Annotated in this window: 7 protein-coding genes; 2 read left to right on the top strand and 5 right to left on the bottom strand. The window is 42.0% G+C overall.

Annotation, left to right across the window (positions count from 1 at the left end; all coding sequences use genetic code 11):
• Positions 1-4: 4 nt before the first annotated feature.
• The 5 genes from BM176_RS10425 to BM176_RS10405 form a co-directional block, all read right to left on the bottom strand.
• The gene (locus tag BM176_RS10425; protein WP_090102542.1) at positions 5-190 is read right to left on the bottom strand and encodes a hypothetical protein; all 186 of its coding nucleotides are present in this window, start codon (positions 188-190) and stop codon (positions 5-7) included.
• A gap of 15 nt (positions 191-205) precedes the next feature.
• A complete protein-coding gene (locus BM176_RS10420; RefSeq protein ID WP_090102540.1) occupies positions 206-664 on the bottom strand; it encodes a DUF6934 family protein in 459 nt (152 codons plus the stop codon).
• 295 nt (positions 665-959) lie between these two features.
• Positions 960-1,352 carry a response regulator gene (locus BM176_RS10415; protein WP_090102537.1) on the bottom strand — a complete coding sequence of 131 codons (393 nt, stop codon included), beginning with the start codon at positions 1,350-1,352 and terminating at the stop codon, positions 960-962.
• Positions 1,353-1,366: 14 nt separating this feature from the next.
• Entirely contained in the window at positions 1,367-3,421 is a 2,055-nt protein-coding gene (locus tag BM176_RS10410; RefSeq protein WP_090102535.1) for a PAS domain-containing protein, read from the bottom strand.
• Between the two features lie 121 nt (positions 3,422-3,542).
• Positions 3,543-7,724, bottom strand: coding sequence for a hybrid sensor histidine kinase/response regulator transcription factor (locus BM176_RS10405; protein WP_090102533.1), 4,182 nt, complete (start codon positions 7,722-7,724; stop codon positions 3,543-3,545).
• A gap of 254 nt (positions 7,725-7,978) precedes the next feature.
• On the opposite strand from BM176_RS10405, the gene BM176_RS10400 reads away from it, so the two are divergent.
• Together BM176_RS10400 and BM176_RS10395 are read left to right on the top strand one after the other, a co-directional pair.
• Positions 7,979-10,315 carry a glycoside hydrolase family 31 protein gene (locus tag BM176_RS10400; RefSeq protein WP_090102531.1) on the top strand — a complete coding sequence of 779 codons (2,337 nt, stop codon included), beginning with the start codon at positions 7,979-7,981 and terminating at the stop codon, positions 10,313-10,315.
• Between the two features lies 1 nt (position 10,316).
• Positions 10,317-13,193, top strand: a complete 2,877-nt coding sequence (locus BM176_RS10395; RefSeq protein WP_090102529.1) for an exo-beta-1,4-galactosidase — start codon at positions 10,317-10,319, stop codon at positions 13,191-13,193.
• Positions 13,194-13,197: the final 4 nt, after the last annotated feature.

Below are 13,197 nucleotides of genomic sequence, written 5' to 3'. Positions count from 1 at the left end.
GCTTTTATTTTTTTGTTGGACGTAGCAGATGTTTTGGGATGGTCTTAATATTTTCTCTTGCTCTTGCCATCATCTCTATAAATGAAGGGTCATTACTATAATCTTTGATAATTATATTCCGGTCTATAACTGTTCCTGATTTAGTCACACCTGAACCGGGATAGGATTCTTGAAAAAGATTTTTGTGCATAAAACTTCAATTTAATTAAATGTACAAATTTTTTCGTGTTCCTGCAAAAGCAATATACTTCCCGTTTTTTCTGAATTTCTCCCACACTCCATTCATAAGCAGGCCATTGATATAAAAATTCTTACGAATTATTTTCCTATGTTTATTTATGCAAATTCTATAAAGTCTCGTTCTTGCAGGACTACTTCCTTCGGCGTAAATCGTAGCTTCAGGATGTTTATTGGTAAACTCCATTATAGTATTCGCAACAGTACCTAATACCATTTCCGTGTCTTCATTGTTTGAAGTTGTTAAGTCTGAAAAAGTTTCAGTTTTTGGCGTACTATCGCCAAATGATAAATTATAAGAATTATCACTGAATTCATCAAAACGGATAATTTTTTTTATCATTCCATTGGGCCCCTGACTATAAAATTCATATTGTATACAATCTACCGTTGGATTTACGGCATACTCATAACGTTCTACATTCATTTGCTTAAAATTGAATTACTGGTTAACAAAATATTTAGAGGGGATATAAAAAGAAGTTTAATTCCCTGAAGTTCATTTTAACAAACATTAAACTGTACGGGAATTATTACAGCTTGTTAAATGTAAAAATATAATCTGGAAATTCCAAAAAAGTGTAGATATGATTAACAAGTGAGACAATAATAGTTAAATGTGGTGAGGAACAAATTTAGCCTGTATGAACTCTAATATTATAATCATACGCGTACCGATAGAACGGCCTGCAAAAGTAAATACCTTGCCAGAAGGATAGCTCCTACTCCAAATCCTCCAACCCTTTCAGTACACCCACATTCAAAGGTTTATTAAGAAATCTGTTCACATAGGGATTATCATTTGCTTTGTCATGATCCTCTGAATGTATTGATGTTGTCAGCATTAGTATGATGCAGTTTTGTTTGATGGTTTCGGGTAGGTTTTTATATTCATCCAGGAACTGGAAACCATTCATTTCCGGCATCATAATATCAAGAAATATCAGATGAGGTAATTTATCAGGAATATCTTTGAATGATATAAGGTATTCGAGTGCTTTTTTTGCAGAGTCTATACAAACAATTTCTTCAGCAAATTCATATTTCGTGAAAATCCTTTCTGCAATATACCTATCTACCGGATTGTCATCTATAACCATTACTTTTTTATGCATACAGTTCGCTTTAATTAAACGTTAACAAGGTTGGGCAGATGAATACTGAACTCGCTTCCCTTACCAGGGGACGACTGCAATTGAATAGAACCAGAAAGTTTGGCGACTACTTCTTTCACTATATACAATCCTAAACCGGAACCAATTGAATTGCTGGATACCCGGTAAAAAATATCAAATATTTTTTGTTGGTTTTCCTCACTGATACCTATACCATTATCTTTAACCCTGATGTTCACTTCCCTGCTGGTTGATGTAATATTAATTTCTACAAAAGGATGGGCTACCTCAGGGTTACAATATCTCATAGCATTCGAAATAAGATTATTAAGAATGATAGTTAATCGACCTTTATCGGAATAAAAGTATAGATCTTCATTTATATCGACTCTTATATCAATAGTCGTTTTCCCTTTTCCCATGTATTTAAGATGATTCATCACTTCATTAGTAATATCGTTGAAACATACGGCTTGCAGTTTTATTTCCAGTCTTGAATTTCTTGAGTAATCCAGGATATCCAGGATGAATCCATCCAGCTTTTTAATACTCCCTTCAATAAGCTGGAGATCGCTAAGTACAAGTGTATCTGTAACTTCAGATTGAATGAGTTGAAGAACCCCCAACATAGAGGTAAGTGGAGCTCGTAAGTCATGTGAAATACTGTATACAAAGCGATCCATTTCCATCTTTATTTTTTTCAGATCTTCATTGGATGCTTTAAGTGCTTCTATATATTCTTTACGTTCGGTAATGTCACGGAAGTTAATGATGATCCCATGCATAATTGGATCTTCCATCATATTTGTAGCAATGCTCTCGCACCAGATATAACTTCCATCTTTCCTGCGCCTCCGGTATTGTATTGTATTCGTCTTACCTGGATTACTTAACAGGTCCTCCCTGCTTTTTTGTATACTGATTATATCATCCGGATGAATAAAGGTAATGTTCGGAATCCCGATAACGTCTTCCGGATGATATCCTGTAATGCGGAATAGTGAATTGCTTGAGAAAACAATCTCCGCGTTTTCATTTATTATCATTATTGCATCTGAATTATTCTCAATAAGGGATCTGAATTTGTATTCACTGTCTCTGAGGGCATTTTCTACTTCCTTTCGTTTCGTTACATCGGCTGCAATGCCATCTATCCGGATCAGTTTTCCTTCCTTATTTAATGTGGGTGTAATTTTAACTTCCAGCCATTTTATCTTTCCATCTTTGTTGCGTGTACGGAACGTATTTATTACGGACTGGCCTGCAAAAAGGATAGGGTCATTAGCAGAGATTATATGTCTGTCCTCTTCAAGAATCATTTCATACCACAAATTAGGATTCTCTATAAAGGCTTCCCGTGGATATCCGTAAACCTGTTCGCAAGCCGGGGACATCTGGAGTTGTTGAAACGTTTCCATATCTACAGAGAAGAAAACCTCCTGCATGTTTTCGAAAAGTGTTCTTAATTCATTATTCGCTATTCGTAGTTCTTCTTCGGCCTTCTTTCTGTCAGTAATATCCTGTATAGTCCCGCTCAATTTAAGAGGAGCTTTTGTTTTTGGATCAACCAGTGTCTCCGAACGGGCGAGAATAAATTTTTCCATGCCATCTGGCAGAAGAAGACGGTATTCTATATTAGAAGGCTGACCATTGGTAACAGCATCTTTTACAATATTACGCATTAATTCTACCTCTTCAGGATGAACGCGGCTAAAGAATACTTCTGTAGAAGGGGTAACTGATCCCGGCTCAAATCCGAGTATGCGATAGGTTTCGTCCGACCAGGCAAGCCGGTTTCTACTGGTATCTTCCAGATTTTCAATATCAAGTTCCCAACTACCTATATGAGCAATCTGTTGCGATATTTCAAGATGTTCCTGGTGCGCTACGGCCTCTTCCTTGCCGTTTCCTTCTGAATTAAGGACATCTCCCAACAACTTCTGATCCTTCTCATAGTGCTCATAAGTTTCACTTACAATGCTGAGAAAGTTGGAGAGATATTCGGGAATGGGTGTTTCGCCCTGGTATTTATTGATCTGTTCCTGTAAAAGACTGTTTAGTATATGCATGTGTCTGTCAAAGCAGTGATTGCATCACTTTAACAGTTATAACACTTTGATTTAAAAAGGGTTCACTCCAGTAAATACTGGTTTAATTCTTTTATTTAAATAAAAACATATCTGTTTAATTTTATCCTGTTTTCAACTTCTTCAAATGTACACTTGGGGGTACTCCGAACTGCGCTTTGAAACACTTGCTGAAATAGAAGGGATCATTCATCCCTATCTTGTATGCTACTTCCGCAATGGTATATTCTCCTGTATTCAGCAACTCAGACGCTTTTTTAACCCTTACCAGCCGGATATATTCATTGGGGGAATATCCTGTCAGCCCCTTGATCTTTTTATAAAATAACGTACGCCCCAGTTTCATTGCCGTCGCAAATTCATCTACTGAAAACTGTGGATTGTCAATATTCTTGTCAATGATGCTGTTCAGTTTGTCGAGGAATTGCTGATCAGCTTCATTCTCTGAGATGTGTACCGCAAAAAATCCGGGATCGTTTGCAAAACGTTTACGAATCTTCTCGCGTTGCTCAATGATGCGGATGATATTGGTGAGTAGGAAACGGATACTGAATGGTTTGGTAATATAGGCATCAGCACCGGCATCGATACCCTTTAACTGGTGCTCCCCGGAAGATAATGCAGTGAGCAATATTACAGGAATATGACAGGTCTGGAATTCATTACGGATGCGCTGCACAATTTCCAGGCCATTCATTTCAGGTAGCATCACATCACATACTACCAGGTCCGGTGCCTGCGCAATAGCTTGTGCGAGACCTTCACGGCCATTATTGGCTGTATGGATATGGAAGTAACGGCCAAGAGAAGTGGTAAGATATTCGCAGATATCAGGATTGTCTTCTATAATGAGCACTTTATACCTGGAACTTGGGATAGGTATATCTTCAGTTTCGGCTATACTGGCAGCAGGCATCATCGCCTTCGTCATTTCCGGAGGAACGGTTTCTTCCGGCGAATAAATATTCCCCAATGGCAGTGTAATGGTGAATGTAACACCGGCATCCGGGTTGTTATGGAACGAGATATTGCCTTTATGCAGTTCTGCCAGTTCCTTGGTCAGGGATAACCCTATGCCCGTACCAGTAGGTGAGAAATTCAGTTGGGTAAATTTCTGGAATACCAGATGTTGGTTAGCTGCAGGAATAGAAATGCCTGAATCAGATACCAGGATATGTAATTTGTCGGCTACCCTCACCTGCACTACAACATGACCACCGGCAGGCGTAAACTTAAACGCATTGGAGAGCAGATTGTATAACATTTTATCCAGCTTGTTGGTATCTATCCACATGCTGTAAGTGGAGACGTTACTATGGAAGTCCAGGGAGATCTGCTTCTGTGCTGCCTGGTCGTTGAACCCATCACAAATGTCCCGGAGAAAAGAAATCACATCTGTTTGCTGTACCTGCAACTGCATCTTTTTATGCTGGATCTTCCGGAAGTCGAGCAGTTGATCTGCAAGCCGCATAAGATAAGTAACATGTTTCTGCATCATATGCAGATGTTTGCCCGGCGACATACTTTCCATCGCGCTCATGATCAGCGAAAGGGGAGTACGGAATTCATGGGAGATATTGGTAAAGAAATTGAGTTTGTATTCTGTTAGCTGTTTTTCCAGTTCCACTGCATGTTGCAAACGGGAAATACGTTTTGTCACATAACGAATGCCCAGGATGAGTGCCAGCAGGATAAAGAGATATAGCACAATGGCGGGATTAGAACGCCAGAGTGGAGGAAGTACATTAATTTGTATGGTAGCTTCCTGTTTGCTCCAGGTGCCGTCGTCATTGGTGCCTCTTACGCGAAATTTGTATTTCCCCGGTGGAAGGTTACGGTAGGTGGCAATATTATAGCTGGAAGGTGTATTCCATTCGTCTTCATATTTATCAAGGATGTAAGTGTATTTGTTTTGTAGCGGATTTTTAAATGCCAGTGAGGCAAATTCTATACTGATGATTTTCTGTCCGGGTTCAAGGGTAATCTCTTTTGTAACATTTACGCGCTGATTACCTGCTATATTTAAGCCTGTAAGAATCACCGCAGCATCTGCACTGATAGTTTTCAGTTGCTCGGGATAAAAACTGTAAAACCCATTTAAACTGCCCAGCAGCAACTGTCCCTTATGTGTACGGGAACAGGCTGCTTCAGAAAAGAGATTCCCTAATGTGTTATTGGCGAAGTAAAAGATTTCAAAAGTGCGTTTCTCCGGATTGAAACGGGTCACACCATTTTCTGTGCTGATCCACAGATTGCCCTGCAAATCTTCCAGCATTCCATTCACAATATCGTGGGAGAGTCCCTGTCGGGTTGTGTATGTGATAAAATTTCTCTTGCGGGGCATAAACTGGCTAAAGCCTCCTCCGGTAGTCCCTATCCAGATGCGTCCCTTATGATCTTCGCAGATTGTTTTAATTTCATTGCTGGCCAGACCATTTTTACTTTTGAGGTTCGACTGGTAAGTAGTGAAAGCCTTTTCATCATGCATTAGTGCTTCCGGATCAAATACCAGCAACCCATTATTAGTGCCTGCCCATATGCGATTGTGCTTATCCTGTAACAGGCAACGTATGTATACCGGGGCTTCGTTATTCTTAAAGAACTGCCGGAATGAAATATTGTTTCCTCCTTTATAAACAGCAAGATGTAAGCCGCTGCCAAAAGTTCCTATCCACATTCGTTGTTGCTGATCCTGCATAATTGTGTATACCAGTTTGTAGGCATTGCTGCTGGTATCACCTGCGGGTAGTTCAAAGTGCCTGGCACGTTGTTGCAGTGAATCCCGGTGAACAATATACAGACCATTCCCTTTTGTGCCTATCCATAGATAACCTCTGGTATCTTCTGTGATACAATAGATATTGGCGCATTGCCCGGGTAACAGGTGCTCCAGTGAGCGGATTTTTTCCAGCTTGCTATTGTAAAGATACAAGGCTCCGTTCCGGGTGCTTACCCATAAACGGTCATGACTATCTTCATATATAGTTTTAATACTATTGGCGGTATAACGTCCTGAAGAGGTTTCTTCCGGGAAAATATGTGCTACGTTCAGCGATTGAGGTACAAGTTTATTAAGCCCGGTATGTTCTGCGCCTACCCATATGAGGCCCGCACGGTCTTCCAGTATGCTCAGCAGGTAATTTGAGCTTAGCCCGTTTGGATTGTCAGGAGTGGAAGAGAAGTGTTGCAACTTATCTGTTACATGGTTATAACAATACAAACCACCTCCATAAGTGGTGATCCAGGTATGGTGTTTATTGTCAGAAAAGAAGGAATAACGACAGTCATCAATTAAACGCATCACTGCCGGAGGAATCAGTTCCATCCTTGTGGTTTTCTGTTTGATGATATCATAATACCATACGATGCCTGAATGATTATTGATCCAGATCCTGTGTTGCGGGTCTGTAATAACATCTATATGCCCGGTGATGGATTCTCCCAATAGCTGGTTGCCGGGCGTTATTTGTCCGGATAGAAGATCTGCTACAAATACACCTGATTGCTGTGTGCCCAGTAATAAACGTGACCCTGCCAATAAGGCTGCATTGGTCAGCTGGATTCCTTCCGGGATATTAAATTGCTGTCCTGCCAGTGTAAAGATGCCGCTTTGCCGGGTAATGAAATATACCTGCTGCTGGTCCGTGATCGCCTGTATGAAATTACCCCTGAACACAATTTCCTGTTCATCATTTTTCAAACGGAATAACCCTCCGGTAGTACCTATCCAGATGCCCTGCCGGGAATCTTCAGATACAAAATTAACCGGCTGTTGTTTATTGTAACATTGGGTGATGAAGTGTTTTTTTTGTTTTCTGATCCGCAGACTGCCATTTGCTTTGCCATATAACCAGATCTCCCCGTTGGACGCTTCAAAGAAATGATCATAGCTTTTTACAACAGAATCAGGAAGGTATTCAACGAAACTTTCCTTCCTGGGGTCAAAGCAGTGAAACCGGCCTTCTATTGTTTTTACCCATATCAACCCTTGTTTATCTTCATGTAGTTCTCTTATCCTGTTATCACTGATAGAGTTGGGATTACCATATTCCGGCCTGTATACAATGAATTTGCGACCATCATAACGGTTTAGTCCATTAAGGGTGCCTATCCATATAAACCCTTTTTTATCCTGTAAAAGACAGCGGATAGTATTTTGGGAAAGCCCGTCGCGAGTGGTTAGTTGTTCCAGACGGATATTGCTATCAGGATCAGAAATAGCCTGTGCATAGGAATGCCCTGCTATTAACAGCAGGAAAAGAAGGATCCATTGTTGCAGTCGCATAACGTTTCTCTTTGCCGGCCTGTGGTATACCGGATGGAATTTATAAAGTATTCATTCTTATCTATCCTCAATATAAATCATTAGGATGAAATGTCTTTCCTATGGTGTCTTATGTACACCAGCCCGCACATTTTTCCAGTGGTTTGTCAATTTTTCCATCTTTCCGTTACATTTTTACAGGCATTTTTACAATCCTCCATTGTAATAACTCTGTTGGAATGATACTTTTGGGATCTTAACTGATAACCGCGTTTATGATCAGGTCTACGTCCACGTTACTGTTTTTATGTTTAATCCTCACCTTCACTGCCAATGCACAGGAATTCACCCGTATGGGAAATACCTTTCAATTGGCGAAGTCCTCTATCCGCCTGGAATTTTGTACACCCTTTATGTTCCGTGTAAGCAAAGGAAATGTTGCTAATGAACCATGGATGGTGAACCGTTATAACTGGGATACAGTGAATATCCGGGTTACAACCACCTCCGGTCAGATTACCCTGCAAACAAGCGCTTTACGGGTGGTGATCCGCAAGCCTGCTTTTAATATAGATGTATACGCTGCTGATGGTCGCCTGTTATCTGCTGAAATTGCCAGCGACAGCATTAGTTGCCATAAACTCCTGCAACCTGATGAACATTTCTTTGGGTTTGGGGAACGCATGGATTTCCTGGACCAGCGAGGCAAAAAAGTAGCACTGAATGTTGGACGCGGAAAGGGCATGCCTCATTTGACGGGTGCCTATAATGTTCTCGAAGCGAATTACAGCCCGGTTCCTTTTTTCATGAGTACAAAAGGATACGGGATCTTCCTGCATACTTCCTATGCTTCAGATTGGGATATGGGCAATTCGAAGGCAGATAATTATAGCTTCAGTGCAGCAAAAGGTCCCCTGGATTATTACTTTATCTATGGTCCCCGCTTTGGTGGAATCCTGGAACAATATACGTTACTGACCGGCCGCTCTCCATTGTTACCACAGTATGCACTAGGACTGCATGCTGGGACTTACAGCGGCGGGACCTGGGGATATGAAGAACAGACATCTGCTGCGTATGTTATAGCCCTGGCCCGCCGCTTCCGCGAACAGGGCATTCCCATAGATATCCTGTTTCTGGATTCTACCTGGAGGTTGTTTGGCAAAAACGGTGGAAAAGGAGCTACCTCCTTCGAATGGAGGGAAACCTTTCATCTGCCCGAAAATATGTTCGACAGCCTGTATGCTTTGCATTATAATATGGTCGGTTTGCATATCCGCCCCCGGCTGGATAATGGCAACCGCTTTCACTTACTTGATAGTGCAGCTGCTCTTGGTTACACCTACCCGGAAGGAAATAAACCGGGAGAATTTGTCAATTTCTTTGACACCACTGCTGTAAACTGGTGGTGGGAACATGCTGCCACTAAAGTAGCAAGTATCGGCGCACGCTTCTTTAAAACAGATGAAGGAAGTGCCTTTGGTGCGCTGGCAAATGAAAGCAATAAAACAGGCCCTTCAGGTCCGGAGGCACAACGCCTGCATAATATCTTTCCACTGGCATATGCAAGCGCTGCTTACGGGAAATTTGCTGCATTCAATCACCTTCGGGGAATGAACCAGACACGCGAAGGGTATGCGGGCATTCAACGGTTTCCTTTCATCTTTGCGGGCGACTGGCCCAGTGAATGGCAGTACTTTGAACCGGTCATCAAGGCTGGATTGAACATAGGTTTGTCTGGCGTGGGCTACTGGGCACATTGTATGGGTGGATTTGAACACCCGGCCGATCCTGAACTCTATATCCGCTGGTGCCAGTTTGGGATGTTAAGTCCCATTGCTCTGGTGTTCGGAATGGATCATCCGGGATATAAAGAGCCCTGGCAATATGGGAAGGACGCACAAACGAATTTTAAACAATACGATGAACTGCGGTATAGCCTGTTGCCATACATGTATTCAAATGCCTATGAAATGTATAAGACTGGCAAACCTTTGATGCGGGCGCTGGTACTGGAATACCAGGACGATGAAAATGTATACAACATCACAGATCAGTACCTGCTGGGCAATAGCATCATGGTATGCCCGGTTACTCAGAAAGGGGCGCAGACAAGAGTGGTATACCTGCCTGAAGGCAAGTGGATCGATTACTGGACAGGCAATGTATATGATGGACATCGTTATATCAATGCACTCGCGCCGTTGGACAAACTTCCCCTGTTTATAAAAGCGGGTAGTATTATTCCAACCCAAGCGGTACAGCAATATGTTGGTGAGCATACAATCGAAAATATTACACTGGAGATCTATCCTTTTGGCAATAGTAGTGCTACGCTTTATAATGATGATGGTAAGAGCCTGCGTTATCAGGAGGGAGAATATACACTTACTCAGATTACTAATGAGGCAGACAGTAACCATGTAAAAGTACATATAACCGGGCCGGTAGGGAGTTATCATTCATCACTGAAAACATACACATTAAAGATCCATGTAACAGCAAAACCAGTCAGAGTAAATGTTGCTAAATGGCGTTATGAGGATAATACTAAATGTATTTATATTGATGATCTCAGTGCTGATAAAGAAAACACTATTGAAATAAATTAAGATGAAAAAGATCCTGCTCTTAATACTTTTATCTGTAAAATGTTATGCTGGTGATACTTTATCCTTAAAGGGTATCTGGCGTTTTAAAGAAGATCCCGCAGATGTTGGAATCACTGAAAAATGGTATGTACAGAAATTAACAGGTAGCATCAGGTTACCAGGTTCTATGACGGAAAACGGGAAAGGAGAGGACGTGACACTGAATATGCATTGGACCGGTAGTATTTATGACAGCTCATGGTATTTTAATCCGGAGATGGCAAAATATCGTCAGCCGGGAAATCTGAAATTCCCTTTCTGGTTAACGCCTTTAAAATATTACGTGGGGGCGGCATGGTATCAGCAGGATGTAACGATTCCGGCCTCCTGGCAGAAACGTCATATTTCCCTTACCCTGGAAAGACCGCACTGGGAAACAACTGTATGGATAGATGATAAACCTGCGGGCTTGCAGAACAGTCTTTCTACTGCACATGTATATGACCTGTCAGCATTGTTAACGCCAGGAAAACATACTATCTCCGTGAGAATAGATAACCGGATCAAAAAGATCAATGTAGGGCAGGATTCTCATAGTATTACAGATCATACACAGGGTAACTGGAATGGAATGACCGGCCGGCTACAACTTACTGCAGGTGCACCGGTGTGGCTGGAAGATGTACAGGTATATCCTGATGTGGCACATCAGCTGGCGCGGGTAAGTATCAGGGTCAGGAAACCTTCTCAACAAATGCTTTCCGGTAAGATTATATTGAAGGCGCATAGCTTTAATAGTGCAATTACACAAGAGGTAGTTCCTTTGCAAACCACGTTTAAAATATCCGGTCTGGATGATAGCAGCCGCATTGAAATCAGCTACCCGATGGGGCCGCATATACAGTTGTGGGATGAATTCGATCCGGCCCTTTATCAACTAACTGTAACGGTAGTACCGGATGAGGGAATGAAGGATGAAATACAGGTGCAATTCGGGATGCGCGAATTCAAAGCAGATGGTAAACGATTTACGATCAATGGTCGTCCTGTTTTTTTGAGAGGTACAGTTGAAAATTGTGTATTCCCTTTAACAGGTTATCCTCCTATGGATGAAAAGGAGTGGCTGCGGATTTTCAGGATTGCAAAGTCGTTCGGACTGAACCACATGCGTTTCCATTCCTGGTGCCCGCCGGAAGCGGCTTTCAGTGCTGCTGATAAAGCAGGCTTTTACTTACAGCCGGAAGGTCCCAGCTGGGCAAATCATGGTACTTCACTGGGCGATGGATTACCGGTAGATCAATATATCTATGATGAAACAAACCGGATGACAACATCCTATGGTAATCATGCATCCTTTTGTATGCTGGCCTACGGGAATGAACCACGTGGCGGTAAACAGGCTGCATACCTGGGTAAATTCGTGAACTACTGGAAAGCGAAAGATTCCCGTCGTTTGTACACCGGTGCTTCTGTGGGCATGAGCTGGCCCTGGGTGCCGGAAAGTGAATTCATTGTAAAGTCGGGCCCACGTGGCTTACGCTGGTCGCAGTTACCAGGCACTGCTTTTGATTATTATGATAAGATCAGGGAACAGAAAGTACCGTATATCACGCATGAAATGGGGCAATATTGTGTATTCCCTGATTTTAAAGAGATAAAGGAATACACAGGCGTTTTCCGCGCACGCAACTTTGAACTGTTTAAAGAGAATCTTACAGATCATCATATGGGTGACCAGGCAAATGATTTTCTGATGGCTTCCGGTAAACTGCAGGTGCTCTGTTACAAAGCGGAAATAGAAGCGACTTTACGTACACCAGGACTGGCAGGTTTTCAATTGTTATCATTGAACGACTATCCTGGTCAAGGTACAGCGCTGGTAGGTATTCTCAATCCCTTCTGGGAGGAAAAGGGATATGTAACGGCCCCGGAATTCAGACGTTTTTGCAGCCCTACAGTATTGCTGGCAAAATTGGACAGAATGGTATACCAGAATAGTGAGATATTAAACGTGCCATTAGTAGTTACTCATTTTGGAAATGCTCCTTTACAACACGCAAAGCCGGTATGGCGTATTAAAGATAACCACGGTGTAATTATAGCAGAGGGTGAATTACCTGTGAAAGATATCCCACTGGGAGATAATATTGAACTGGGTAATATCCGCTTCCCTTTATCAGCTGTCAGTAAAGCAACGGCTTTACAACTGGAAGTAAGCCTGGATAAAAGTGACATCATCAATAGCTGGCCACTATGGGTATACCCTTCAACGTTACCTGCTGCCGATACTACAGGTATTTATGTGTGTGATACATTGGACGCACTGGCTCAGCAAAAATTACAGGCAGGAGGAAAGGTGTTATTACTTGCAGCAGGAAAAGTACAACAGGGAAAAGAGGTGATCCAGTCCTTTACTCCTGTATTCTGGAATACTTCCTGGTTTAAAATGCGTCCTCCGCATACACTGGGATTTTTATGTGATCCTTCACATCCTGTTTTCAATGCTTTCCCTACGGAATATCATAGTAATTACCAGTGGTGGGAGCTGGTAAATAATGCGCAGGTAATGGACCTCACAGCTTTTTCATCATCATTCAAACCGTTATTGCAAAATATCGATACCTGGTTCCTGAATCGCAGACTGGCTATGCTCATTGAAGCACGGGTAGGTAAGGGGCGATTGATGATCACCAGTTTAGATCTGAGCCGCGATCCGGAACATCGTTTCGTGGCAAAACAGTTACGGTATAGTTTGTTGCATTACATGCAGTCCGATGCATTCAAACCTTCGGGAGTAGTATCATTGGCGACTATACAGGCATTGTTTACAGCGCAGCCTGTAAAGCAAATTAATATGTATACAAAAGATAGTCCGGATGAATTAAAGCCTAAAAAATAAAGAA

Source organism: Chitinophaga sp. CF118, assembly GCF_900112615.1.
Classification (GTDB): domain Bacteria; phylum Bacteroidota; class Bacteroidia; order Chitinophagales; family Chitinophagaceae; genus Chitinophaga.
This window is presented reverse-complemented; position numbering and strand designations above follow the sequence as displayed.